Source organism: Enterobacter cloacae complex sp. FDA-CDC-AR_0164, assembly GCF_003071645.1.
Lineage (GTDB): Bacteria > Pseudomonadota > Gammaproteobacteria > Enterobacterales > Enterobacteriaceae > Enterobacter > Enterobacter ludwigii.
Genome location: NZ_CP028950.1, coordinates 2,712,664 through 2,737,540 on the forward strand (window position 1 = coordinate 2,712,664; position 24,877 = coordinate 2,737,540).

A 24,877-nucleotide genomic window follows, 5' to 3' on the forward strand; every position below is an offset into this window, starting at 1 on the left:
AATACCGGGGCAGGCGTTTGCCCCGGTAATTTACTCGACGAGGTAGAACATGCTGTTAGAGTTTGTTGGTCTTGGCGCGGTGGTGGAAACCGCTTATTTACCTGCATTACACAATCTGTATGGCGATTCACTGCACTGCCTGGGGTTTGATGTTCAGCCTGGCAGACACCCTGAAGGCGTGACGCGCTGCGCCTCTCTCACCGAACTTCTCTCGCATCCTCTTGATACCCTGTTTATTACCACGGCTTCTCTGCAGCATCTTGAGGTGCTGGAGCACGCCCTGGCGTCTCCTGTGGTGCGGATCGTGGTTGAAAAACCCATCGTCGCCACGCTCTCGCAGCTCGAAAAACTGAACAGACTGCTGGCGTTGCCCGGTGCGGCGTCCCGTGTGCTCGCACTTGACCACTGGATGGCGCGCCTCGCAACGGTTCAGCTTGGGCTGATCGGGACTTTTGCTGATATCGCCAGAATTGACGGTTTTTTGCAGGAACCGAGCGGGTTTAACGCAAAAGGAGAACCTGTCGCGCTTAACTTCGCCACGGGTGAAATGGACACCCGCACGCTTCGCCATCCTGACGGCGTTATCCTGGACATCGGCACGCATGTGCTGGCGATGCTGCGTGAAACGGTGCGTTATCTGGGGGGCGGGGATGATATGACGCTGCAGGTGGTGGCCGCTACTGACCGGCTTGGGCGTGAGATCAAACAGGGCGATCTCACCACGGCAGAGGGCAGCGCTCATCTTCGCGGGCAGCTTAGTGGCATTCCGGTGGAGATTTGGCTCAACAAATATGCGGGACCGTCAGGCGGGCGAAAAGGGTTACGGCTGTATCTGCATGACGGGCGCGTCATAAGCCACGATCGTCACGGAGCGGAAGATGTGCTCGTGCTGACGGACGGCGATCGGGTTCAGCGCTGGCATATTCCAGGCACGATTTATACGCACTGCCTGGCAGAGCGCATTCTGGGGCAGAAAAGTCTGTTCGAATGTGACCCGGAAGAAGTGAGCCGGACGACACGCCGTCGAATGGCGGAAGTAGAACTGCTGCTGACCTTACAGCAACAGCTGCGTGGCCCGCACTGAGTGCTGCGTGTTAATATCAACGCATTACAGAATGCCCAGCAAAGGAGTCATCATGTCGATTACCTGCCCGGATTGCCACGCAGAGCTTGAAGCGCAAAATGGCATCGCCCACTGTGAGCACTGCGATAAGGATATCGCGCTCGAAGCCCGCTGCCCGGAGTGTCATCAGCCACTCCAGGTCTTAAAAGCCTGCGGTGCGGTGGATTATTTCTGCCAGAACGGCCACGGCCTGATTTCGAAAAAGCGCGTGGAATTTGTCCCGGCTGAAGTTTAATCACACACGCAGCCTTCGCCTTTCTGCCACAGCTCGACCAGCGACTCAGGGGCTTCCTGCTCAGGCACCAGCACAATCATATCGGTGTACTGGGCCTGATTGTGCTGAGTCCAGATTATCTGGATGCGAAAATAACGCTGATCGCCACTCCCCGGCGAGGTGGGTTCACCCGGCGGCTGGCCGCGTGGAAATGCCTGCTCCAGGATGCTTACCACGCGCTGACGCTGGGCCTCATTGAGTGACGAAAGCGTAATGGTGCGTTGGCCGCTTAGCTTAGGGATAAAAGCGACGCCGCCTTCCCGAGCCAGCTCAACGACGGCGTCATCTGTGAGTTCCGGAACCTGCATTTACAGCACTCCCACCTGTTCCCAGGCTTGTTTTATCGCAGCCGCCACGTCGCCACCGGACCGTTTCTCGCCGTGGGCAACCGTCAGTTTTGCGAAGGCCTCAAAATCGGCATCTTGCGCCAGGTGACGGTCGCAAACTGTGTCGTACCAGGCATATCCCGCTTTTTCCCAGGCATGACCCCCAATCGCCTTCGCGGCCAGATAAAACGCCCGGTTGGGAATACCTGAATTCAGGTGTACGCCGCCGTTGTCTTCGCGCGTTTTGATAAAGTCTTTCATGTGCCCAGGCTGCGGGTCTTTACCGAGCAGAGGATCGTCGTAGGCAGTGCCGGGCGCTGACATGGAGCGCAGCCCTTTGCCGTTAATACCGTCTGCCAGCAGCCCCTCACCAATCAGCCAGTCGGCTTCATCGGCGGTCTGTTTGAGGTGGTACTGTTTGACCAGCGAGCCAAACACATCTGACAATGATTCATTCAGCGCGCCAGACTGCTCAAAATAGATAAGCCCGGCTTCGGTCTCGGTGACACCGTGGCTTAGCTCGTGGGCCACGACGTCAATGGCAATAGTAAAGCGGTTAAATATTTCGCCGTCGCCATCGCCAAAGACCATCTGCTGACCATTCCAGAAGGCGTTCTGATATTCCCGGCCATAGTGCACGGTACCGGTCAGGATCAGGCCTTTATTATCAAGCGAATCGCGCTGATACATTTTCCAGAAGAAATCATGGGTGACCCCCAAATAATTGTAGGCTTCATCAACGGCCACATCGCCATTTGACGGCTGGCCCTCATAACGCACCTGAGTACCCGGCAGCTCCTGCGTCTGTCTGGCATCGTAAATATCACGCTCCAGTTGACCGGCTTTATTGACGTGCGGCGCGGCGGGTTTGCCCGGCATATGCGCCATGAGCGTTTGCACATGCGTTAACGTCTGACGGGCGCAGCGCTGCTGCGGCTCAGAGCCACTTTCGATAATGCGACGAAGAATATAGGGGGGAATGACGCTGTGAAGATAAGACATGCTGCTCTCCTTAGTTCGGGCAAGGCCAGATAAAAGGGAATAGCAGCAGTATAGTTTGTAACCGACGAAGAATTATCCGGTTTTTCGCTGGCGCGTTTTTTTCACCGGTTTAATCTCTTTCACTTCGCTCTCCACCCAGCCGTCTGACAGACGGGTGGTGAGAACATCTCCGGCTTTCACCTGCTTCGTTTGCTTCAGCACTTTACCGTCGGTGGCGGTCGTTACGCTATAGCCTCGTGCCAGCGTCGAGAGCGGGCTGACCGCCTCGAGGTGGGTGACCGCGTTGCCAAAGCGTTCACGTGTGGTGCTAAGACGTGCACGGATAGTGTCTGCCAGTCGATACTCAAGCTGTTGGATACGCGTTTGCGCGCGATAAATCTTCGGCTGTGGGTTCTGCTGGTTCAGGCGCTGAGTAATACGCTGCTGGCGCGAGACCGCGCGCTTGAGCTGAATATCCAGCGCGACGTTCATTCGCTGACGCAGACGCTCGAGCACGGTTTGCTGACGGGCCAGCCGCAATTGCGGGTGCTGCTGTTGCAGGCGATGATGAAGCTGGGTAAACCGGCGCGTCCGGTTGGCCAGGAAATAGTCCATCGCCATTTCCAGACGCTGCTGACCATTCTGCAGCTGGCGCAGCAGCTCCAGCTGATTGCGGCTCACCACTTCCGCGGCTGCGGAGGGCGTTGGCGCGCGTAAATCCGCCACAAAATCAGCTATTGTCACGTCCGTTTCGTGGCCGACGGCGCTGACGACCGGGATCTGGCTTGCGAAAATGGCCCGTGCCACGCGTTCGTCGTTAAAGCTCCACAGGTCTTCCAGCGAACCGCCGCCACGCCCGACAATCAGCACGTCGCACTCCTGACGTGCGTTTGCAAGTTCAATGGCGCGGACAATCTGACCCGGTGCGTCATCACCCTGAACAGCGGTCGGGTAGATGATAACGGGCAGGGACGGGTCGCGGCGTTTGAGGACATGAAGAATATCGTGCAGTGCCGCCCCGGTTTTTGACGTAATCACCCCAACGCAGTGGGCAGGTGAGGGGAGCGGTTTTTTGAACTGCTGATCGAACAGACCCTCTTGCGAGAGTTTGTCTTTTAGCTGCTCGTACTTCTGCTGCAACATACCTTCGCCCGCAGGCTGCATACTTTCGACGATGATTTGGTAATCGCCGCGCGGCTCATACAGGGTGATATTGGCGCGAACCAGAACCTGCTGACCATGCTGAGGGCAAAACGTCACGCGGCGGTTGCTGTTGCGGAACATTGCACAGCGCACCTGAGCGGTGTCGTCTTTTAACGTGAAGTACCAATGACCAGATGAAGGCTGCGTGAAGTTAGAAATTTCACCGCTGATCCAGACCTGCCCCATTTCCTGCTCAAGCAGCAAACGAACCGTCTGATTAAGGCGGCTGACAGTAAAAATTGAGGGGGATTGAGTGGATAACATGTGAGCGGGATCAAATTCTAAATCAGCAAGTTATTCAGTCGATAGTAACCTGCTGAGAGGGGAGTGCAAGGTTTTTTTATAAAAAAGTGTGGATGCAATCGGTTACGCTCTGTATAATGCCACGGCAATATTTAACCACCCACCAGGTCAGAGATATTGCCCATGCTACGTATCGCTAAAGAAGCACTGACGTTTGACGACGTCCTCCTCGTTCCCGCTCATTCCACCGTTCTGCCGAATACTGCCGATCTCAGCACGCAGTTGACGAAAACGATTCGCCTGAACATTCCTATGCTCTCTGCGGCAATGGACACCGTGACTGAAGCGCGCCTGGCTATCGCCCTGGCACAGGAAGGTGGCATCGGCTTTATTCATAAAAACATGTCTATCGAGCGTCAGGCTGAAGAAGTTCGCCGCGTGAAGAAACATGAATCCGGCATCGTGTCTGACCCACAGACCGTTCTGCCAACCACCACCCTGCACGAAGTGAAAGCCCTGACCGAACGTAACGGTTTCGCCGGTTACCCGGTTGTCACCGAAGATAACGAACTGGTGGGCATCATCACCGGCCGTGACGTGCGTTTCGTGACTGACCTGAACCAGCCTGTCAGCGTATACATGACCCCGAAAGAGCGTCTGGTGACCGTCCGTGAAGGCGAAACCCGTGACGTCGTGCTGGCTAAAATGCACGAGAAGCGCGTTGAGAAAGCACTGGTTGTGGACGCGAACTTCCACCTGCTGGGCATGATCACCGTTAAAGATTTCCAGAAAGCAGAACGTAAGCCTAACGCCTGTAAAGACGAGCATGGCCGTCTGCGCGTAGGTGCTGCCGTTGGCGCGGGTGCAGGTAACGAAGAGCGTGTTGACGCGCTGGTGGCTGCGGGCGTTGACGTACTGCTGATTGACTCCTCTCACGGCCACTCCGAAGGCGTTCTGCAACGTATTCGTGAAACCCGTGCGAAATACCCAGACCTGCAGATCATCGGCGGTAACGTTGCAACGGGCGCAGGCGCTCGCGCACTGGCTGAAGCAGGCTGCAGCGCGGTGAAAGTCGGTATCGGTCCTGGCTCTATTTGTACCACCCGTATCGTGACTGGCGTAGGCGTTCCGCAGATCACCGCGGTATCCGACGCGGTTGAAGCGCTGGAAGGTACCGGTATTCCGGTTATCGCTGACGGCGGTATCCGCTTCTCTGGCGACATCGCGAAAGCGATCGCTGCAGGTGCTGCAGCCGTCATGGTTGGCTCCATGCTGGCCGGTACTGAAGAATCCCCGGGCGAAATCGAACTCTACCAGGGCCGTTCTTACAAATCTTACCGTGGTATGGGCTCCCTGGGCGCGATGTCCAAAGGCTCTTCCGACCGTTACTTCCAGAGCGATAACGCCGCTGACAAACTGGTACCGGAAGGTATCGAAGGCCGCGTTGCCTATAAAGGCCGCCTGAAAGAGATCATTCACCAGCAGATGGGTGGCCTGCGCTCCTGTATGGGTCTGACCGGCTGTGGTACCATCGACCTGCTGCGTACTAAAGCGGAATTCGTACGCATCAGCGGTGCGGGTATCCAGGAGAGCCACGTTCACGACGTGACGATCACCAAAGAGTCCCCGAACTACCGTCTGGGCTCCTGATAAATTTCCGCGCCCGGCTCATGCCGGGCGCTCTGTATTTGTTTCACTTGCCTCGGAATTAGCGTCAATGACGGAAAACATTCATAAACATCGCATTCTCATCCTGGACTTTGGTTCTCAGTACACTCAACTGGTGGCACGTCGCGTGCGTGAACTGGGCGTTTACTGTGAACTGTGGGCATGGGATGTCACGGAAGCACAGATTCGCGAATTCAATCCAAGCGGCATCATCCTGTCCGGCGGCCCGGAAAGCACCACCGAAGAGAACAGCCCACGCGCACCGCAGTACGTGTTTGAAGCGGGCGTGCCGGTATTCGGCGTTTGCTACGGTATGCAGACTATGGCCATGCAGTTGGGCGGCCACGTAGAAGGGTCTAACGAGCGTGAGTTTGGTTACGCGCAGGTTGAAGTCGTTACCGACAGCGCGCTGGTTCGCGGTATCGAAGACTCCCTGACCGCAGACGGCAAACCGCTGCTGGACGTGTGGATGAGTCACGGCGACAAAGTCACCGCTATCCCGTCTGACTTTGTGACCGTTGCCAGCACCGATAACTGCCCGTTTGCGATTATGGCGAACGAAGAAAAACGCTTCTACGGTGTGCAGTTCCACCCGGAAGTGACCCACACCCGTCAGGGTATGCGCATGCTGGAACGCTTCGTGCGTGATATCTGCCAGTGTGAAGCACTGTGGACGCCAGCAAAAATCATCGACGACGCCGTTGAGCGTATCCGCCAGCAGGTTGGCAATGACAAAGTGATCCTCGGCCTGTCCGGCGGTGTTGACTCCTCTGTCACCGCGATGCTGCTGCACCGCGCAATCGGCAAAAACCTGACCTGTGTATTCGTGGACAACGGTCTGCTGCGTCTGAACGAAGCGCAGCAGGTTATGGATATGTTCGGCGACCACTTCGGTCTGAACATCATTCACGTGGAAGGCGAGAAGCGCTTCCTCGACGCGCTGGCTGGCGAGAACGATCCGGAAGCGAAACGTAAAATCATCGGTCGCGTCTTCGTTGAAGTGTTCGATGAAGAAGCGCTGAAGCTGGAAGACGTTAAATGGCTGGCGCAGGGCACCATTTACCCTGACGTGATTGAATCTGCGGCTTCCGCAACCGGTAAAGCACACGTCATCAAATCTCACCACAACGTGGGCGGCCTGCCGAAAGAGATGAAGATGGGCCTGGTTGAACCGCTGCGTGAGCTGTTCAAAGATGAAGTACGTAAGATCGGCCTGGAACTGGGGCTGCCATATGGCATGCTCTACCGTCACCCGTTCCCGGGTCCAGGTCTGGGCGTGCGTGTGCTGGGCGAAGTGAAGAAAGAGTACTGCGACCTGCTGCGTCGCGCGGACGCTATCTTCATTGAAGAGTTGCACAAAGCTGACCTGTACAACAAAGTGAGCCAGGCGTTCACCGTATTCCTGCCGGTGCGCTCTGTCGGTGTGATGGGCGATGGCCGTAAGTACGACTGGGTTGTTTCCCTGCGTGCGGTGGAAACCATCGACTTCATGACCGCGCACTGGGCGCACCTGCCGTACGACTTCCTGGGCCGCGTCTCTAACCGCATTATCAACGAAGTGAACGGTATCTCCCGTGTGGTGTATGACATCAGCGGTAAGCCACCGGCTACGATTGAGTGGGAATGATTTTACCCTGATATCACCCCAAACCCTCTGCTTGCGCAGGGGGTTTTTTATTCTCCGTTACTTCCCACTGCCCAGCCGATATGCCAGCGCTACCACCAGCGACTGCACGAGGCACAGCGTCGCCGACTGCGAGCGAAACGCGTCAACCTGCGCCTCTTTCACCACAAAACAGAGATCGCTGAAGGTGGCCAGCGGGCTTATCTGGCTGTCGGTGATCACAATCTGCCGCGCGCCGACGCTGGCGGCGGTTTCGCTGACCATTACCGTCTCTTCCGCATACGGCGAGAAGCTGATCGATACCACAATGTCCTGCGCTTTGATGCGGTTGATCTGCTCACGCAGCATCCCCCCCATTCCGTCGAGCAGAATAGGGCGGCACTCCAGGTGGCTCAGGGCGTAGGTCAGATAGGCGGCGACGCTAAACGAGCGGCGTAACCCGGCGATATAGATTGTGTCGGCGTCGGCCAGCAGTTGTACGGCGCGTTCCAGCATCTCCGGCTCGGCGCGGGCGGCCAGCTGCTGGAGGGCCTGCGCATTTGAACGGGCGAACTCCTGCAGAATATCGAGCGGGGTTTCCGGGACGGCCTGACTTTCCATTTCGCGAAACAGCCGGGCGCGGTCACTGTAGCTGGCGGTCTCTTCCACCAGGTTCATGCGAAACAGCTGTTTCATCTCGTTGAAGCCGGTGAAGTCAAAAGCATTGGCAAAACGGATCAGCGTTGACGGCGGCACATCGGCACGCTCGGCAATGACGGCGACCGTATCAAAGGCCACGCTGTTGGTATTATCCAGCACATAGCGGGAGACCTGCTGCAGCCTCTTGCTCAGGCTATCGTAGCGATCGCGGATTTGCTGCTGCAGCTCATTCAGGCTGGTTGCTGTGGTCATTTTACCCCCTATGCATAGTTTTATGATTCTAAACGCAAAACCGCGTCTTTTAAATGCCGGCCGTCCATCTGGCCTCAAAAATGAAACAGAAGCTTCACGCATTTCAACGCCTGAAATGCCTTAATAGCGCAGGCTGCACCGGTGATAGTGGCTGTTAACATAAAAATCCATCCTTGATCACAATAATCATCATTTATTTTATTTCAACTTAAAATGGAATATTTGTTTCATATATAGTGTTCAGGTAACAGTCACGTATCAACAGCGAGAGGTTAAGGATGGAGACGGTAGCGAATTTTATTCACGGCGAGTGTGTCACCGGTTCAGGCCAGCGCGTTCAGGCAATCTTCAACCCGGCCACCGGAGAGCAGATCCGCCAGGTGGTGATGAGTACGGCACAGGAAACCGAACAGGCGATTGCCGCAGCACAGCAGGCTTTTCCTGGCTGGGCGCGTCATTCTCCACTTAAACGCGCACGCGTGATGTTCCGCTTCAAAGCGCTGCTGGAAGAGAACATGGAGCGCCTGGCCCGCATCATCAGCGAAGAGCATGGCAAAGTCTTCTCCGACGCGGTGGGCGAGCTGACCCGCGGCCTGGAAGTGGTGGAGTTTGCCTGCGGCATCCCGCATCTGCAAAAAGGTGAGCACTCCGCTAACGTTGGCACCGGTGTCGACAGCCACTCGTTGATGCAGCCGCTCGGCGTATGTGCCGGGATCACGCCGTTTAATTTCCCGGCAATGGTGCCGATGTGGATGTTCCCGATTGCGCTGGCCACCGGCAACACGTTCGTGCTGAAACCGTCGGAAAAAGATCCCTCTCTGGCGCTCGCGCTGGCAAAGTTGCTGAAAGACGCCGGCCTGCCTGACGGCGTGTTTAACGTGGTGCAGGGCGATAAAGAGTCGGTTGACGTGCTGCTGACTGACCCACGCGTGCAGGCTGTGAGCTTTGTCGGTTCAACGCCGATCGCCCAATACATTTACGAGACCGCCTCCGCCCACGGTAAACGCTGTCAGGCACTGGGCGGGGCAAAAAACCACTGCATCTTAATGCCGGATGCCGATATGGATATGGCGACGAACGCGATTATGGGCGCAGCCTTCGGCGCGGCGGGAGAACGTTGCATGGCGCTGTCGGTGGTGCTGGCGGTGGGGGATAACACCGCTGATGAACTCTGTTCCCGGCTGGAAAAACAGATTGCCGCGCTGCGCGTCGGACCGGGTCTGGACCAGACGCCAGAGAATGAAATGGGGCCGCTTATCTCCTCGGCACACCGTAACAAAGTGCTGGGCTATATCGACAGCGGGGAAACTCAGGGAGCCCGCCTGCGCGTGGATGGCCGTGGGTTCAGCGTGAAAGGCCACGAGAAAGGCTATTTTGTCGGACCAACGCTGTTCGATAACGTCACGCCGGAGATGACCATCTATAAAGAAGAGATTTTCGGGCCGGTACTTTCTGTGGTGCGTGTTGCAGATTACAGCAGCGCGGTGGACCTGATTAACCGGCATGAATATGGTAATGGCTCGGCAATATTTACCCGTGACGGTGGCTGCGCGCGCCGCTTCTGCGAAGAGGTGCAGGCGGGGATGGTTGGGGTGAACGTGCCGATCCCGGTGCCGATGGCGTTCCACAGTTTTGGTGGCTGGAAGCGTTCGATCTTTGGTGCGCTGAATGTCCACGGCAACGACGGCGTGCGTTTCTACACCCGAATGAAAACCATCACCGCACGCTGGCCGGAAATGCAGCAGGAGACTGGCGCTGCGTTCTCCATGCCGACGCTGGGCTGACAGGAGGTTTTATGCAAACCGAACGTATGACCATGGCTCAGGCCCTGGTCAGATTCCTTAATCAACAATATGTCTCCATTGATGGACAAGAAACGCCCTTCGTGGAGGGCGTGGCGACCATTTTTGGTCACGGCAACGTGCTGGGTATAGGCCAGGCACTGGAGCAGGATCCTGGCCACCTGCAGGTGATGCAGGGGTGTAACGAACAGGGCATCGCCCATATGGCGACCGGATTCGCTAAACAGCATCGCCGTCGGCGCATTTTTGCCGTCACCTCATCCGTCGGGCCCGGCGCGGCTAATATGGTGACGGCCGCGGCGACCGCCACCGCGAACCGCATTCCGCTCCTGCTGTTACCGGGGGATATCTATGCCAGCCGCCAGCCCGATCCGGTTTTGCAGCAAATCGAGCAGTACCACGATCTCAGTATCAGCACCAACGACTGCTTCCGTCCCGTTTCACGCTACTGGGACCGCATTAACCGTCCGGAACAGTTAATGAGCGCGATGTTAAATGCGATGCGAACGCTTACTGACCCTGCAGCGACGGGAGCAGTGACCATTTGCCTGCCGCAGGACGTACAGGGCGAAGCCTGGGATTATCCCCTGAGCTTCTTTGCGCGTCGCGTGCATCACATTGAACGCCGTCCGCCTGACCCCCAGCGTCTGGCCCAGGCACAGGCGTTGATTGCCCGTAAACACCGTCCGCTGGTGGTGTGTGGCGGGGGCGTGCGTTATTCCGGCGCGCATGAGGCATTTCGGGAATTTGTCGAGACGCTGCAGCTGCCGTTTGCCGAAACCCAGGCCGGAAAGGGGGCGCTGGTAAGCGATCACCCCCTTAATCTGGGGGGGATCGGTGTGACGGGCGGAATGGCCGCTAACCAGCTTGCACCCAGGGCGGATTTGGTGATTGGCATCGGCACGCGCCTGACGGACTTTACCACCGGCTCCAAAGCGCTCTTTTCCCATCCGGACGTCGAGTTCCTGCTTTTGAACGTCGCCGAGTTTGATGCCCTGAAACTGGATGCCACGGCGCTGATTGCCGATGCGCAAACCGGGCTGCACGCGTTAACGCAGGCGCTCCCGGCGTACCGAAGCCACTGGGGAGAGGAGATCGCTCAGGCGAAATCTGCCTGGCATGCGGAGTGCCAGCGCTTATGGGGCCGTCAGTGGCATCCCGACGATGCGCCTGAAGTGGCAGGGCACCTTGATGCGCAGCTGGCGGAATACGGTGAGGCGCTCAATACCCGCCTGACCCAGACGCGGGTGCTGGGGCTTATCAATCAACATATCGAAGATAACGCCATCGTTGTGGGCGCGGCCGGATCGCTGCCCGGGGATTTACAGCGCCTCTGGCAGGTGAAGACGCCGGACAGTTATCACCTGGAGTACGGCTACTCCTGCATGGGGTATGAGATTGCGGCGGCGATAGGCGCGAAGCTTGCCAGCCCGCATCAGCCGGTTTACGCCATGGTGGGGGATGGCTCCTACATGATGCTGCACTCCGAGCTACAAACCGCGGTGCAGGAGGGGATCAACGTCACCGTCCTGCTGTTTGATAACGTCAGCTTCGGCTGCATTAATAACCTGCAGATGGGGCACGGGATGGGGAGCTTCGGTACGGAAAACCGTCATCGAAATCCAGATTCAGGCCGGCTTGACGGGCCGCTGGTGAAAGTCGATTTCGCCCAGAACGCGGAAAGCTACGGCTGTCGCGCGTGGCGGGTCCACGACGAGCAGAGTCTGCTGGTGGCGCTGGAGGCGTCGCGGGCGCATCCTGGCCCAACGCTGCTGGATATCAAAGTGCTGCCGAAAACCATGACCCATGATTACGCGTCATGGTGGCGAACCGGTGATGCGCAGGTCGCGGGATCGTCTGCGGTGCGCAAAGCCGCCGAGCAAACTCAGGCGCAGGTGAAAAAAGCACGCCAGTATTAAGTTTTCCCGCCGTAACGAAATTTTCATTTCATTTTCCCCTCACCCTAACCCTCTCCCCAAAGGGGAGAGGGGATGGTGTGGTGCACTCTTTTCTCCCTCGCCCCTTTGGGGAGAGGGCAGGGGTGAGGGGTTAGTAGCACCTTCTTCCATGTTGTGAGATTGATAACAAAATTTATCTCAATCATCTCAAAAGTGTTAACCCGCACTCAAAAATATAATTTTCACTATTTATAAAAATGAAATAAATGTTTTATTTAAGGGGTCGTTAGTTCACAGCATTCACCAACACCGGGAGCCGTTATGTTTAACATTGCTTTACTGGGCGCTGGCCGAATTGGCCAGGTACATGCAGCTAACATCGCCAGCCACAGTGAGACCACGCTCTGGTCTGTGGTCGACCCGAATCAGGAATTTGCCACCCGCCTCGCCACGCAATATCAGGCTCGTCTGCAGAGCCTGGAGGACGCGATGAGCGACCCAAACGTTCATGCCGTGCTGATCGCGTCTGCGACGGACACCCACGCGGATCTGATTGAGATGGCCGCCCGCCACGGCAAAGCGATCTTCTGTGAAAAGCCGGTACACCTGGATCTTGCCCGCGTGCGCGACTGCCTGAAAGTGGTTAACGAGTACAACGTACCGCTGTTTATCGGTTTTAACCGCCGCTTTGACCCGCAGTTTCGCCGGGTCAAAACCGAGGTGCAGGCCGGGCGGATCGGCAAGCCCGAATCGCTGCTGATTATCTCCCGCGACCCGTCCCCGCCACCGGCGCAATATGTGCGCGTTTCCGGCGGTATGTTCCGCGACATGACCATTCACGATTTTGATATGGCGCGCTTCATCATGGGCGAAGAGCCGGTGTCGGTATATGCCCAGGGCAGCAATCTGGTGGATCCGGCGATTGGCGAGGCGGGGGATATCGATACCGCGTTTATCGTACTGAAGTATGCCTCCGGCGCGATGGCGACCATCGTCAACAGCCGCCGCTCTTCTTACGGCTACGACCAGCGCCTGGAACTGCACGGCTCAGAAGGCCTGCTGTGCGCGGGCAATATTCTTGAAAATCAGGTGCAGCACTACGGCAAACAGGGCTGCACCGGCGCGCTGCCGGAACACTTCTTCCTGCAGCGCTACAAATCCGCTTACGCCGCGGAATGGGAACACTTTGTTGCGGTGCTGCGCGGCGAAGCGACGCCTGACTGTAGCGGCGATGATGGTGAACGTGCGCTGTACCTGGCGGATAAAGCGCTGGAATCCCTGCGTAGCCAGCGTGAGATCGTCCTCTAAACACAACAACCCTACACAGAGAGACATAATAATGAAAAAACTGATCTTAGCCGCCCTCATCGCCATGACCGCCGGGGCAGCAATGGCCGAAAACGAGCAAATTGTTTTCAGTACACCAAACCTGGCGATGCCGTTTGAAGTTCACATGCAGCGTACTGCGGTAAAAGCCGCAAAAGAGATGGGCGTAAAGCTTCAGGTACTGGACGGGCAGGGCAGCTCGCCGAAACAGGTCGCTGACCTGGAAAACGCCATCACCCGTGGTGCGCAGGGGTTCATCGTCTCCCCGAATGACGTCAATGCCGTCTCCAGCGCGGTGGATGAAATTCAGGATGCGAATCTGCCCGTTGTGACGCTTGACCGCTCCGTCGACAGCCAGAAGAAGGTGCCGCATTTTGGTGCCAACAACTACAAAGGCGGCCAGGCGATTGGCGACTTCGTTAAAAGCAAATTCCCCAACGGGGCAGACATTATTCTGCTCACCGGCCAGCCAGGTTCCTCCTCCAACATTGAACGTACCAAAGGGATCCGCGACAGCCTGAAGGCGGGCGGGGACAAGTACAAGATCGTTGCCGATCAGACCGGCAACTGGATGCGTTCTGAAGGGATGCGCATTGTGGAAAGCGTTCTGCCGTCACTGCCGAAACGCCCACAGGTGATCCTCTCCGCCAATGACGACATGGCACTGGGCGCAATTGAAGCGCTGCAGGGCCAGGGCGTGAAGCCAGGTGAAATTCTGGTGACCGGCTTTGACGCGGTCCCTGAGGCGCTGGCGCGCGTGCGCGACGGCTGGCTGGCGGTCACGGCGGATCAGCGCCCGGGCTTCGCGGTACAAACGGCGATGAGCCAGCTGGTGGCCAACGTGCGTGAGAAGAAAGCCATCACCGGCGCGGACTACCCGCCAACGCTTATCACCAAAGAAAATCTGCAGCAGGCTGAGCGCATCAGTGAGGCCGGTAACTGATTTATCCGGAGCCGCCGCGCAGGTGGCGGCTCACTATTAAGGAGGAGCAGACCGATGTCGCAACCCTTACTGAAAGTGACCGACCTGGCAAAAAGCTTTTCTGGCGTCTGGGCGCTGAGCAGCGCACAGCTCACCGTCGGTGCCGGGGAGATCCACGCGCTGCTGGGTGAGAACGGAGCGGGGAAATCCACGCTGCTGAAAGCCCTGGCGGGCGCACAGCCGCAAACGCGCGGGGATATCTGGTTCAACGGCGACACGCTGCCGGTGGATGATTCACCGGTTGAGCGGCAGAACAAGGGCATTATCACTATCTATCAGGAATTTAACCTGCTGCCCAATATGACCGTCGCGGAAAACATGTTTCTCGGGCGTGAGCCGCGTAAACGTAACCTGATTGTCGACGAAAAAGCGGTGAACCAGGAGGCGCAGGTGATCCTCGATTATCTGCAGCTGAACGTTGCGCCAACCACGCCTGTCGCCCGTCTGAGCGTAGCCCAGCAGCAGATGGTCGAGATTGCCCGGGCGCTGACGCTGAACGCCAGGCTGATCATCATGGATGAACCCTCCGCGGCGCTGAGCGACAGCGAGGTGGAAAGCCTCCACCGCGTGGTGCGCGAGCTGAAAAACCGGGGGGTGAGCATTATTTACGTTACCCACCGACTGCACGAAGTTTTCCAGCTTTGCGATCGCTTTACCGTTTTCCAGGACGGCCGTTTCACCGGCAGTGGCGCCGTGGCGCAAACCAATGTCGAGCAGCTGATCCGTCTGATGGTGGGGCGTGACGTGGCCTTTAATCGTCGTCCCGCCAGCGAAACCCATCATGAAAACAAGCCGGTCCGTCTGGCAGTAAAAGGGCTAAGCCGCGAAAAACCGCCGCTGGATCCGCACGGCATTGCCCTGCATGACATCAGCTTCCATGTCCACGCCGGAGAAGTACTGGGCATTGCCGGCCTGGTGGGGGCAGGGCGTACCGAAGTGGCGCGCTGCCTGTTCGGGGCGGATGCCTTTACCTCGGGCAGCTTTGAACTGGACGGCGTCCCGTATCAACCGCGCGACCCAATGTACGCCCTTGAGCAGGGCATCGCGCTGGTCCCGGAAGATCGCAAGAAAGAGGGGGCGGTGCTGGGGTTATCGATTCGCGACAACCTGTCGCTCTCCAGCCTCTCTTCTCTGATGCAGTGGCGCTGGTTTGTGAATACCCGCAAAGAGGACGATCTGATTGAGTCCTACCGCAAGGCGCTGCAGATCAAAATGGTCAACAGCGCGCAGGAGGTGCGCAAGCTCTCCGGCGGTAACCAGCAGAAAGTTATCCTGGCGCGCTGCATGGCGCTGAACCCTCGGGTGCTGATTGTCGATGAGCCGACGCGCGGTATCGACGTGGGCACCAAGTCGGAAGTGCACCAGGTGCTGTTTGATATGGCCAAACAGGGCGTGGCGGTGATCGTGATCTCCTCCGATCTGCCTGAAGTGATGGCGGTATCCGATCGGATCATCACGCTCAGTGAAGGCCGGGTGACCGGTGAGATCCACGGCGACGACGCTAACGAAGAGCGGCTGATGACGATGATGGCCATCAACCACAACGCCCTCAACGCGGCATAACGGAGTTTTCCATGACGCAGATGATTTCTAAAACGCAGGTTCCGGTGAAACGCAGCGGACGCCTCGATCCCATCGCCTTCTTCGAGCGCTTCGGGGTACTGATTTTCATGATCCTGCTGCTGATTTTCTTTCAGTCGCAGAACAGCAATTTTTTCTCTGAACGCAATATTTTCAACATCCTGACCGAGGTGTCCATCTACGGGATCATGGCCGTGGGGATGACCTTCGTCATTCTGACTGCCGGTATCGATCTTTCTGTCGGCTCCATCCTGGCGGTCTGCGCCATGACCGCCGCATACGTGATTAAGGGCGACAACTTCACCACCGTTGATCCGAACGCCTGGGGCGGCATGAGCTGGCTGATTGGGCTGGGGATTTGTCTGGCGATGGGCACGGCGATTGGCTTCCTGCACGGCCTGGGCGTAACCCGCCTGCGCCTGCCGCCGTTTATCGTCACCCTCGGCGGGATGACCATCTGGCGTGGCCTGACGCTGGTGATCAACGACGGCGCGCCCATTGCAGGTTTCGACCCGGGTTACCGCTGGTGGGGACGCGGGGAGTTGCTTGGCATCTCCATTCCAATCTGGATTTTCGCCATCGTGGCGCTTGGCGGGTATCTTGCGCTGCATAAAACCCGCTGGGGACGCTTCGTCTATGCCATCGGCGGTAACCCGGAGGCAGCGCGCCTGGCGGGGGTCAACGTGAAGCGCGTGCTGGTGAGTGTCTATGTGCTGATTGGCTGTCTGGCGGGACTGGCGGGCTTCATTCTCAGCGCTCGTCTTGGCAGTGCGGAAGCGGTCGCCGGGATCTCCTTTGAACTGCGCGTTATCGCCTCGGTGGTCATCGGCGGCACTTCGCTGATGGGCGGCTATGGACGCATCGGCGGCACCATCATCGGTTCCATCATTATGGGGATCCTGATTAACGGTCTGGTGCTGATGAACGTCTCGGCCTATTACCAGCAAATAATCACCGGATTAATTATCGTTCTGGCGGTGGCATTCGACACCTATGCCAAGAGCCGTCGCGGCGCATTGTGAGGATCAGGATGAAAGAGGTTCGTATTGGATTGATTGGCACCGGGTATATCGGCAAGGCACATGCCATCGCCTATGCCCAGGCGCCGACGGTATTTACCCTGCGCGGCAAACTGGTGCGCGAGATGGTGGCGGAAGTGACGCCCGCGCTGGCGGCAGAGCGGGCGCAGGCCTTTGGCTTCAACCGCTCAACCGGCGACTGGCGGGCACTGGTGGCTGACCCGGCGATTGATGTCGTGGATATATGCTCCCCCAACCATCTGCATAAAGAGATGGCGCTGGAGGCCATTCGCCACGGTAAGCATGTCTACTCGGAAAAGCCGCTGGCGCTGAATGCCCATGACGCACGTGAAATGGTGGACGCCGCGAAGCGGGCAGGGGTGAAAACGCTGGTGGGTTTTAACTACATGAAAAACCCGACGGCACAGCTGGCGAAAGAGATCATCGCCCGCGGCGAGATTGGCGAGGTGATCCACTTCTACGGTACCCACAACGAAGATTATATGGCCGACCCGCTTTCTCCCATTCACTGGCACTGTTTTAAAGAGACCGCCGGACTGGGTGCACTGGGGGACCTGGCGGCGCATATCGTCAACATGGCGCAGTATCTGGTCGGGGACATTCAGCAGGTCTGCGGTGATTTAAAAATTGTTGTGCCTGAGCGCCCGGCGCAGGCCGGTTCGTCGCAAAACGTTGCGGTTGAAAACGAAGATCAGGCGCACGCGATGGTCCGTTTCGCCGGCGGAGCACAAGGGGTGATTGAAACGTCCCGCGTCGCCTGCGGGCGCAAGATGGGACTGTCGTACGTGATAACCGGCACCAAAGGGGCCATCAGTTTTACCCAGGAGCGGATGGCGGAACTGAAGCTCTATCTGCATGACGACCCGGTAAACCGCCAGGGATTCCGCACGCTGCTTGTGGGTCCGTCACATCCGGACTATGGCGCGTTTTGCATGGGGGCGGGCCATGGTATCGGTTTTAACGATCAAAAAACGGTGGAAGTACGCGACCTGGTCGACGGTATTGCCGCTGATGTGCCGATGTGGCCGGACTTTGAAGAGGGCTGGAAGGTTTCGCGGGTGCTGGACGCCATCGCACTCTCACACCAGGAAGGCCGCTGGCTGAACGTGAACGACATTGTCTGATGAGGTATCAACGTGGAAAAGCAGTTTGATGTGATATGCATGGGCCGCGTGGCGGTAGACCTCTACAGTCAGCAAATTGGTGCCCGTCTTGAAGATGTGTCGAGCTTCGCGAAATATCTCGGCGGCTCGTCCGGCAACGTGGCCTACGGGACGGCGCGTCAGGGGCTGCGCTCATCGATGCTGGCACGCGTCGGTGATGAACATATGGGACGCTTCCTGCGAGAAGAGTTACACCAGGTGGGCTGCGATACCAGCCATCTGATCACCGACAAAGAACGCCTGACGGCGCTGGTGCTCCTCGGCATTAAAGACCGGGACACCTTTCCACTGATTTTTTATCGCGATAACTGCGCGGATATGGCCATCACGGCCAGCGATGTGGACGAACGCTACATTGCCTCCGCACGGTGCCTTGCCATCACCGGGACCCATCTCTCGCACCCTCAGACCCGTGACGCGGTGCTGACGGCGCTTAACTATGCCCGCCGTCACGGTGTTCGCACGGTGCTGGATATCGACTACCGGCCGGTACTGTGGGGGCTGACCTCATTAGGGGACGGGGAGACGCGCTTTATTGCCGCAGAAAACGTGACCCGTGAACTGCAGGAGGTGCTGCACCTTTTCGACGTCATTGTCGGCACCGAAGAAGAGTTCCACATTGCAGGTGGCAGTACCGATACCCTGCAGGCGCTGGGTCGCGTGCGCGCCGTGAGTAACGCTACGCTGGTTTGCAAGCGTGGAGCGCTTGGCTGTTCGGTGTATACCGACGCTATACCGCCCCGGCTGGATGAGGGTCTGACGGTGACCGGCGTGCGCGTTGAGGTGCTGAACGTGCTCGGTGCGGGCGACGCGTTTATGTCCGGCCTGCTGCGCGGCTACCTTAACGACGAAGGCTGGGAGCAGGCCTGCCGCTATGCCAACGCGTGTGGTGCGCTGGTGGTGTCCCGCCACGGCTGTGCCCCGGCGATGCCGAGCAAGGCTGAGCTGGACGACTACCTGTCGCGTGCGGCGTCGGTGCCGCGTCCCGATCTTGACGCGCGCCTGAACCATCTGCACCGCGTCACTACCCGCCGCCGCGAGTGGCCGGAGCTGTGCGTGATGGCCTTCGATCATCGCAGCCAGCTGGAAGATATGGCGTTGCAGTGCGGGGCATCCCTGAAGCGCATCCCGGCGCTGAAGCAGCTTATTCTGCAGGCCAGCCGTGAGGCGGCAAGCAGCGCAGGGCTTGAGGGCAAGGCCGGTCTGCTGTGTGACGGCACTTTTGGTCAGGACGCCCTGAACGCGATTACCGGTGAAGGGTGGTGGATAGGCCGCCCTATTGAGCTGCCGGGCTCCCGGCCGCTGGAGATGGAGCACGGTAACATCGGCACGCAGCTCATCAGCTGGCCGCAGGAGCATGTGGTGAAATGCCTGGTCTTTTTCCATCCGGAAGATGCGCACGGCCTGCGTCTGGAGCAGGAGCAGAAAATCGCTGAGGTCTACCACGCCTGCTGCCAGTCCGGTCATGAACTGCTGCTGGAGGTGATCCTGCCTGCCAGCATGCCGCGCAGCGATGAGCTTTACCTGCGCGCCATCTCGCGTTTTTACAACCTGGGGATTTATCCCGACTGGTGGAAACTGCCGCCGCTCTCTGCCGATGGCTGGACGGCGCTGAGCGAGATTATTGAACGTCGGGATCCACACTGTCGTGGCGTGGTGATCCTCGGGCTGGACGCCCCGGCTGAGCAGCTTCGTGCTGATTTTAAAGCCGCCTCGGGACACGCGCTGGTGAAGGGCTTTGCCGTAGGACGCACGCTGTTTGGCGATGCGTCCCGTGCATGGCTGAAACACGATATTGACGATGCGCAGCTGGTGGCACGCATCCGGGACAATTACCTGCAGCTTATCGCCTGGTGGCGCGAGCGCGGACACGCATAATTCAGGAGACGACAATGAGTGTGCAATTAGGCATTAACCCGCTGACATGGACGAACGACGATCTGCCTTCACTCGGCGCGGAGACGCCGCTGGATACCTGTCTGAGCGAAGGAAAAGAGGCCGGTTTTGCCGGTTTCGAACTGGGCAATAAATTCCCGCGTGAGGCGCGCCTGCTTGGCCCCATTTTGCAGCGCCACGATCTGCAGCTGGTCTCCGGCTGGTATTCAGGGCGTCTGCTGGAGCGTAGCGTGGAGGAGGAGATTGCCGCCGTGCAGTCCCACCTGACGCTGCTGCGCGAACTGGGGGCAAAGGTGCTGGTATTCGCCGAAGTGAGCGGCTGTATTCACGGCGAGCAACAGACGCCGGTTCATCTTCGCCCGCGCTTCCCGCACGCGCGCTGGAAAGAGTACGGCGAGAAGCTGACCGCTTTTGCCCGCTACACGCAGCAGCAGGGGGTGCAGATTGCCTACCATCACCATATGGGAACGGTCATTGAGTCCGCTGAAGATGTCGATAACCTGATGACTCATACTGGTGAGGAGGTGGGCCTGCTGCTGGACACGGGCCATCTGACCTTTGCCGGGGCTGATCCGCTGGCGGTGGCCCAGCGCTGGGCATCGCGCATTAACCATGTTCACTGCAAAGACGTGCGCGCCGACGTGCTGGCGGACGTCAAAAACCGCAAAACCAGCTTCCTTGATGCGGTGCTGAGTGGGGTCTTCACCGTACCGGGTGACGGCTGCGTGGACTATCCGCCCATCATGCGGCTGCTGAAGGCGCAGGATTATCACGGCTGGCTGGTGGTGGAGGCGGAGCAGGATCCTGCTATCGCTCACCCGCTGACCTACGCCCGTCTGGGGTATAACAACCTGAGCCGTCTGGCGCGTGACGCCGGGCTTATCTGAGGAGGTGACATGTCACGCCTGTTATCACGCTGGCAACCGCCGAGTGCGGAGGGCCGCACCCAGTCCGTCACGCCGGAACGCGCGGGCTGGGGATACGTTGGCTTTGAAGCGTATGAACTGCAGGAGGGGCAGACGCTGACGCTGCCCGCCGTCAGCGAAGAGCGCTGTCTGGTGCTGGTAGCCGGACGGGCCTCTATCAGCACACCTACCGCGCAGTTTACTGACATCGGCGAGCGGATGAGTCCGTTTGAGCGCATAAAACCCTGGGCGGTCTACGTCACGCCGCAGGAGACGGTGCAGATTAAGGCGCTGACGACGCTGGAGCTGGCGGTCTGTGCCGCACCCGGCAAAGGGTCCTTCCCGACACGGCTTATCGCTCCGCAGGATATCGACGCACAGGCGCGTGGCAAAGGCCATAACCAGCGCTACGTGCACAATATTCTGCCGGAAGATCAACCCGCCGACAGCCTGCTGGTGGTTGAGGTCTGGACCAACGAAGGCTGCACCAGTTCATACCCGAGCCATAAGCATGATACGGATAATCCACCGCAGGAAACCTACCTGGAGGAGACCTACTATCATCGCCTCAATCCCGGGCAGGGGTTCTGCATGCAGCGGGTCTATACCGACGACAGGTCGCTGGATGAGTGTATGGCCGTTTATAACCGCGATGTGGTGATGGTGCCGAAGGGGTACCATCCGGTGGCGACGCTGGCTGGTTATGACAGCTACTATCTCAACGTGATGGCCGGTCCGGTGCGAAAATGGATGTTCACCTGGGAAGACGATCACGCGTGGATCAACCGCGACTATCCACGTTGACGTTGCAGAAGCCCGCACCCCGCGGGCTTTTTTATCACCCTTATCCTGTTTTGCGCGTTACCCACCAGAACACCAGCGCCACCAGGCTCACCGCTGCGCCAGTCAGGCAGACGCCCTGCCAGCCCGCAATGGCATACGTCATCGTGGTGCTCAGCGCGCCCAGACCGCTGCCGACAGCATAAAACAGCATGTAAAGCCCGACCAGCCGGCTATGCGCCTCGGGGCGGGCGCGAAAGATCAGGCTCTGGTTGGTGACATGCAGCGCCTGCCCGCCCAAATCGAGCAGCACGATGCCAACGAGTAAAATGCCGAGCGAACGATCCATCAGTGAAATCGGCCACCACGCCAGGAGTAACAAGACCAGTGCAGCCGCGCTGGTGCGCCGGGCATATCCTCGATCGGCCCACTCTCCGGCCCGGGTTGCCGCTAACGCGCCTGCCATTCCGGCCAGGCCAAAAGCACCAATGGCGGTATGCGATAAGTTATAGGGTGGAGCACTTAACGGCAGCACCAGGGCGCTTCAGAAAATATTGAACGCAGCGAACATCAGTAAAGCCAGTACGCCGCGCACCTGCAGGACTTTTTCTTCCCGCAGCAGGGTCAGCATTGAGTGAATCAGGCGCGGGTAACTCATCGTTTCAGGCACCGCAGGCAAACGGGGCAGCCTCCACCACAGCGGAAACGCAATAATGACCATCAGCCCGGCGGCAGAGAGATACACGCCACGCCAGCCCGCGATATCACTGATGCCTCCGGAGACGACGCGGGCCACTAACAGGCCCATAAATACCCCGCCTTGTGCCGCACCAATAACGCGGCCTTGCTCATGCGGCGACGCGGCGTTGGCGGCATAGGCGATTAGCCCTTGCGTCATGGCCGTTCCTGCCATGCCGGTGGCGAGCATACCCGCCAGCAGCATCGTTGACGTCTGCGCCATGCCGACCGCGACCAGAGCGGCCACCAGTACGACAAGCTGTAGCGCCATCAGACCCCGGCGATCCACTTTATCCCCCAGAGGAACCACGAACAGCAGAGCCAGAGCACAGCCAATCTGCGTGGCGGTGACCACGCCGCCAATGGCACCATGGCTGATGCCAAAGTCTCTGGACAACGCGTCAAGCAACGGCTGTGCGTAATAGACGTTGGCCACGCTTAAGCCGCTGGCGAGGGCGAACAGCCACACCAGGCTACGCGGCATGTCGCCTGAGCGGACGAGCCCGGTTTTTCGATCTGACGGTAGTGGTGACGCGTGTGACATGTTCAAATCCTCGCCCTGGGTAATGTGGTTTTAAAAAGAAACCAGTTGAAGGCTAGGCTATGCAGTTTTAAAATGCAACCAGTTATTATTGACTAACCTGCCGGGGTAACGCTGTGCCGTCTCGTAAACCGATTGAACAGGAATTTTGTCCCGTTGCCCGCAGCGTCGATCTGATTGGCGATCGCTGGTCGCTTCTGATTGTGCGTAATGCTTTTGACGGCATGCGCCGTTTCGGGGATTTTCAGCGGGATCTCGGGGTTGCGCGTAACATTCTGGCTGACCGACTGCGCAAGCTGGTCGACGCGGGCATTCTCGCGATGCAGGGGGCGTCAGACGGTACGTCGTATCAGGAATATGTCCTGACGGACAAAGGCGAAAGCCTGTTTCCCATCGTCGTTGCGCTTCGCCAGTGGGGAGAGCAGCATCTGTTTGAGCGCGGGGAGCGCCACTCGCTGTTGATCGACAGGCGTACCGGCAAGCCGGTTCCCCTGATGGCGCCAGCAGCGCAGGATGGAACGGCGCTGAAGGCGCAAGATACTGAGGTGCAGAAAGTGACGTAACCCGACGCTCTGCAAGCCCGCGATACGCGGGCTGTTGTGTCATGCTTAATGGTTTGTTATTGCCTGCTCAATCGTGCGGGCAATATCATCCGGCTGACTCACCATCGACACGTGGCTTGCTGCCACTTCCGTGGTTTTCGCGTGGATCGTTTTCGCCATCGCACGTTCAAGCTCCGGGTTAATCATCCGGTCATTTTTGCTGACCACAAACCAGCTTGGCTTTTCATGCCAGGCCGCATGGCTCACTTTTTCCGCAAACGCGTCGGCCTTGATCGGCCCCTGAGTGGCTGCAATGGTCTGCTGTTCAACGGCGCCTGCATCCGGTGCGAAGTCTTTCATCACGGCTTCTGGCGGGAGATACAAATACCCGTCTGCCGTTTTTGCGATATCCGCACTCCCCGCTGGCGGTGGGTAACTTCCCGCCAGGTCCGCCGTCGACTGGCCGGAATCAGGCGCAAAGGCCGCTACGTACACCAGGGATTTTACCCGTGCATCGTTGCCCGCTTCGCTGATCACCGTTCCGCCCCAGGAATGACCTACCAGCACCACATCGCCATGCGCCCGTGCAATGGCGCGCCGGGTGGCGGCAACGTCATCTTTAAGCGACGTGAGCGGCAGCTGGACGGCAATCACCTCGGTATGCTGTTTTTGCAGCCGGGTAATGACCTTGTTCCAGCTGCTGCCATCGGCAAACGCGCCATGGACCAGCACCACGCTGGTTTTGCTCTCAGCAAAGGCGCTGGCGGAAAGCGCCAGCAGACCCGCCGTCAGTACAGAGCGTGCTTTCATTGTCTGGCTCCTTAAAAATGATGGACCGTTGCGTGAGGCGGTACGGTGAATTCAATGGTTTTATGGTCGATGGGTTTATGCGTGGGGTCGGCCATAATTATGGTCACTTTATGCTTCCCGGCGGGTAACCCAACCAGAATGATTGGCTCTCCGCTGGTATCGGCCCAGTGCCAGGGGGCGTCATCCACCACGACATGGATATGGCCGATACGTGGTGTGACCTTCAGCGCATCGGGCCCAAATACCGGCTCGATGCGCAGGTTTTCAGCCCGGTATTGAATAAAGACCGCCCCCTTGCTCAGCGGGCCGGCAAGCGGTGGATCGACAATCAGCTTAGCGGCCGGCTGTGGACGTTCCAGCGGGGCAACAGCGGCAGGGCCGTTGACGTCGGCAGCGCTGAGGTTATCCAGCGGTGCGGCCCAGGAGCAGGTTGTTGACGCCAGAACAAGTGCAGGGAGCAGTAAATAACGACGGATCATCTGAGTCTCTCCTCAATCGGTTTCAAATTCGGTTTCAAACAATGACAGACACAGAAAACCA

At 58.4% G+C, this 24,877-nt stretch carries 21 protein-coding genes and 1 pseudogene; 15 read left to right on the forward strand and 7 right to left on the reverse strand.

Features of this window, described 5'->3' with window-relative positions; all coding sequences use genetic code 11:
• Positions 1-49 precede the first annotated feature (49 nt).
• On the forward strand, positions 50-1,084 hold the full coding sequence (locus AM410_RS13365) for a Gfo/Idh/MocA family oxidoreductase (protein WP_108647949.1): 1,035 nt from the start codon (positions 50-52) through the stop codon (positions 1,082-1,084).
• A gap of 52 nt (positions 1,085-1,136) precedes the next feature.
• Entirely contained in the window at positions 1,137-1,358 is a 222-nt protein-coding gene (locus tag AM410_RS13370) for a zinc ribbon domain-containing protein (RefSeq protein ID WP_020883036.1), read from the forward strand.
• Here the strand turns inward: AM410_RS13370 and AM410_RS13375 are convergent.
• The 3 genes from AM410_RS13375 to xseA all read right to left on the reverse strand — a co-directional run bounded on the left by AM410_RS13375 (position 1,355) and on the right by xseA (position 4,171).
• Complete coding sequence (locus AM410_RS13375; RefSeq protein WP_020883037.1) at positions 1,355-1,705, reverse strand: protealysin inhibitor emfourin; 351 nt, start codon at positions 1,703-1,705, stop codon at positions 1,355-1,357. The two genes, AM410_RS13370 and AM410_RS13375, sit on opposite strands and share 4 nt — an antisense overlap.
• Positions 1,706-2,725 carry a M4 family metallopeptidase gene (locus AM410_RS13380; protein ID WP_014171157.1) on the reverse strand — a complete coding sequence of 340 codons (1,020 nt, stop codon included), beginning with the start codon at positions 2,723-2,725 and terminating at the stop codon, positions 1,706-1,708.
• A 72-nt stretch (positions 2,726-2,797) separates the two neighbouring features.
• Complete coding sequence (xseA, locus tag AM410_RS13385; RefSeq protein WP_108647951.1) at positions 2,798-4,171, reverse strand: exodeoxyribonuclease VII large subunit; 1,374 nt, start codon at positions 4,169-4,171, stop codon at positions 2,798-2,800.
• 162 nt (positions 4,172-4,333) lie between these two features.
• Between xseA and guaB the strand changes: the two genes are divergently transcribed.
• Together guaB and guaA are read left to right on the forward strand one after the other, a co-directional pair.
• Entirely contained in the window at positions 4,334-5,800 is a 1,467-nt protein-coding gene (guaB, locus tag AM410_RS13390) for an IMP dehydrogenase (protein WP_020883040.1), read from the forward strand.
• A 67-nt stretch (positions 5,801-5,867) separates the two neighbouring features.
• Complete coding sequence (gene guaA / locus AM410_RS13395; RefSeq protein WP_108647953.1) at positions 5,868-7,445, forward strand: glutamine-hydrolyzing GMP synthase; 1,578 nt, start codon at positions 5,868-5,870, stop codon at positions 7,443-7,445.
• Between the two features lie 57 nt (positions 7,446-7,502).
• Here guaA and AM410_RS13400 read toward each other — a convergent pair whose 3' ends face one another.
• Positions 7,503-8,333: a MurR/RpiR family transcriptional regulator gene (locus AM410_RS13400; protein ID WP_020883041.1), complete on the reverse strand. Its 831-nt coding sequence runs from the start codon at positions 8,331-8,333 to the stop codon at positions 7,503-7,505.
• 278 nt (positions 8,334-8,611) lie between these two features.
• Between AM410_RS13400 and AM410_RS13405 the strand changes: the two genes are divergently transcribed.
• From AM410_RS13405 to iolB, 10 genes are all read left to right on the forward strand, one after another.
• Positions 8,612-10,117: a CoA-acylating methylmalonate-semialdehyde dehydrogenase gene (locus AM410_RS13405; protein ID WP_108647955.1), complete on the forward strand. Its 1,506-nt coding sequence runs from the start codon at positions 8,612-8,614 to the stop codon at positions 10,115-10,117.
• Positions 10,118-10,128: 11 nt separating this feature from the next.
• Positions 10,129-12,054 (forward strand): 3D-(3,5/4)-trihydroxycyclohexane-1,2-dione acylhydrolase (decyclizing), encoded by a 1,926-nt coding sequence (gene iolD / locus AM410_RS13410; protein WP_108647957.1) that lies wholly within the window; start codon positions 10,129-10,131, stop codon positions 12,052-12,054.
• A 300-nt stretch (positions 12,055-12,354) separates the two neighbouring features.
• Positions 12,355-13,341 carry an inositol 2-dehydrogenase gene (iolG, locus tag AM410_RS13415; protein ID WP_025203474.1) on the forward strand — a complete coding sequence of 329 codons (987 nt, stop codon included), beginning with the start codon at positions 12,355-12,357 and terminating at the stop codon, positions 13,339-13,341.
• A 31-nt stretch (positions 13,342-13,372) separates the two neighbouring features.
• Positions 13,373-14,302 (forward strand): sugar ABC transporter substrate-binding protein, encoded by a 930-nt coding sequence (locus AM410_RS13420; protein WP_020883045.1) that lies wholly within the window; start codon positions 13,373-13,375, stop codon positions 14,300-14,302.
• Positions 14,303-14,356: 54 nt separating this feature from the next.
• Positions 14,357-15,904, forward strand: a complete 1,548-nt coding sequence (locus AM410_RS13425) for a sugar ABC transporter ATP-binding protein (RefSeq protein ID WP_014171148.1) — start codon at positions 14,357-14,359, stop codon at positions 15,902-15,904.
• An 11-nt stretch (positions 15,905-15,915) separates the two neighbouring features.
• Positions 15,916-16,944, forward strand: coding sequence for an ABC transporter permease (locus AM410_RS13430; RefSeq protein ID WP_014171147.1), 1,029 nt, complete (start codon positions 15,916-15,918; stop codon positions 16,942-16,944).
• Between the two features lie 8 nt (positions 16,945-16,952).
• Positions 16,953-18,086, forward strand: a complete 1,134-nt coding sequence (locus tag AM410_RS13435; RefSeq protein WP_020883047.1) for a Gfo/Idh/MocA family protein — start codon at positions 16,953-16,955, stop codon at positions 18,084-18,086.
• Between the two features lie 12 nt (positions 18,087-18,098).
• On the forward strand, positions 18,099-20,003 hold the full coding sequence (locus tag AM410_RS13440; RefSeq protein ID WP_032680495.1) for a bifunctional 5-dehydro-2-deoxygluconokinase/5-dehydro-2-deoxyphosphogluconate aldolase: 1,905 nt from the start codon (positions 18,099-18,101) through the stop codon (positions 20,001-20,003).
• Between the two features lie 14 nt (positions 20,004-20,017).
• Positions 20,018-20,908 (forward strand): myo-inosose-2 dehydratase, encoded by an 891-nt coding sequence (iolE, locus tag AM410_RS13445; RefSeq protein ID WP_073396233.1) that lies wholly within the window; start codon positions 20,018-20,020, stop codon positions 20,906-20,908.
• Between the two features lie 9 nt (positions 20,909-20,917).
• Positions 20,918-21,730, forward strand: a complete 813-nt coding sequence (gene iolB, locus AM410_RS13450; protein ID WP_073396231.1) for a 5-deoxy-glucuronate isomerase — start codon at positions 20,918-20,920, stop codon at positions 21,728-21,730.
• A gap of 40 nt (positions 21,731-21,770) precedes the next feature.
• Here the strand turns inward: iolB and AM410_RS13455 are convergent.
• A pseudogene (locus AM410_RS13455) lies at positions 21,771-22,988 on the reverse strand (MFS transporter).
• 113 nt (positions 22,989-23,101) lie between these two features.
• Between AM410_RS13455 and AM410_RS13460 the strand changes: the two are divergent.
• A complete protein-coding gene (locus tag AM410_RS13460; RefSeq protein WP_073396230.1) occupies positions 23,102-23,548 on the forward strand; it encodes a winged helix-turn-helix transcriptional regulator in 447 nt (148 codons plus the stop codon).
• Between the two features lie 45 nt (positions 23,549-23,593).
• Here AM410_RS13460 and AM410_RS13465 read toward each other — a convergent pair whose 3' ends face one another.
• Together AM410_RS13465 and AM410_RS13470 are read right to left on the reverse strand one after the other, a co-directional pair.
• Positions 23,594-24,337 carry an alpha/beta fold hydrolase gene (locus tag AM410_RS13465; protein WP_047743058.1) on the reverse strand — a complete coding sequence of 248 codons (744 nt, stop codon included), beginning with the start codon at positions 24,335-24,337 and terminating at the stop codon, positions 23,594-23,596.
• Positions 24,338-24,348: 11 nt separating this feature from the next.
• On the reverse strand, positions 24,349-24,816 hold the full coding sequence (locus AM410_RS13470; RefSeq protein ID WP_073396228.1) for a DUF6130 family protein: 468 nt from the start codon (positions 24,814-24,816) through the stop codon (positions 24,349-24,351).
• Positions 24,817-24,877 lie beyond the last annotated feature (61 nt).

Excerpts from the sequence above, each read along its gene's own strand:
- AM410_RS13400 (WP_020883041.1), bottom strand. The coding sequence starts at position 8,333 with ATGACCACAGCAACCAGCCTGAATGAGCTGCAGCAGCAAATCCGCGAT.
- AM410_RS13425 (WP_014171148.1), top strand. The coding sequence starts at position 14,357 with ATGTCGCAACCCTTACTGAAAGTGACCGACCTGGCAAAAAGCTTTTCT.
- xseA (WP_108647951.1), bottom strand. The coding sequence starts at position 4,171 with ATGTTATCCACTCAATCCCCCTCAATTTTTACTGTCAGCCGCCTTAAT.
- AM410_RS13405 (WP_108647955.1), top strand. The coding sequence starts at position 8,612 with ATGGAGACGGTAGCGAATTTTATTCACGGCGAGTGTGTCACCGGTTCA.
- AM410_RS13430 (WP_014171147.1), top strand. The coding sequence starts at position 15,916 with ATGACGCAGATGATTTCTAAAACGCAGGTTCCGGTGAAACGCAGCGGA.
- iolD (WP_108647957.1), top strand. The coding sequence starts at position 10,129 with ATGCAAACCGAACGTATGACCATGGCTCAGGCCCTGGTCAGATTCCTT.
- AM410_RS13435 (WP_020883047.1), top strand. The coding sequence starts at position 16,953 with ATGAAAGAGGTTCGTATTGGATTGATTGGCACCGGGTATATCGGCAAG.
- AM410_RS13370 (WP_020883036.1), top strand. The coding sequence starts at position 1,137 with ATGTCGATTACCTGCCCGGATTGCCACGCAGAGCTTGAAGCGCAAAAT.
- guaB (WP_020883040.1), top strand. The coding sequence starts at position 4,334 with ATGCTACGTATCGCTAAAGAAGCACTGACGTTTGACGACGTCCTCCTC.
- AM410_RS13380 (WP_014171157.1), bottom strand. The coding sequence starts at position 2,725 with ATGTCTTATCTTCACAGCGTCATTCCCCCCTATATTCTTCGTCGCATT.
- guaA (WP_108647953.1), top strand. The coding sequence starts at position 5,868 with ATGACGGAAAACATTCATAAACATCGCATTCTCATCCTGGACTTTGGT.
- AM410_RS13420 (WP_020883045.1), top strand. The coding sequence starts at position 13,373 with ATGAAAAAACTGATCTTAGCCGCCCTCATCGCCATGACCGCCGGGGCA.
- iolB (WP_073396231.1), top strand. The coding sequence starts at position 20,918 with ATGTCACGCCTGTTATCACGCTGGCAACCGCCGAGTGCGGAGGGCCGC.
- AM410_RS13365 (WP_108647949.1), top strand. The coding sequence starts at position 50 with ATGCTGTTAGAGTTTGTTGGTCTTGGCGCGGTGGTGGAAACCGCTTAT.
- AM410_RS13470 (WP_073396228.1), bottom strand. The coding sequence starts at position 24,816 with ATGATCCGTCGTTATTTACTGCTCCCTGCACTTGTTCTGGCGTCAACA.
- AM410_RS13375 (WP_020883037.1), bottom strand. The coding sequence starts at position 1,705 with ATGCAGGTTCCGGAACTCACAGATGACGCCGTCGTTGAGCTGGCTCGG.
- iolE (WP_073396233.1), top strand. The coding sequence starts at position 20,018 with ATGAGTGTGCAATTAGGCATTAACCCGCTGACATGGACGAACGACGAT.
- AM410_RS13465 (WP_047743058.1), bottom strand. The coding sequence starts at position 24,337 with ATGAAAGCACGCTCTGTACTGACGGCGGGTCTGCTGGCGCTTTCCGCC.
- iolG (WP_025203474.1), top strand. The coding sequence starts at position 12,355 with ATGTTTAACATTGCTTTACTGGGCGCTGGCCGAATTGGCCAGGTACAT.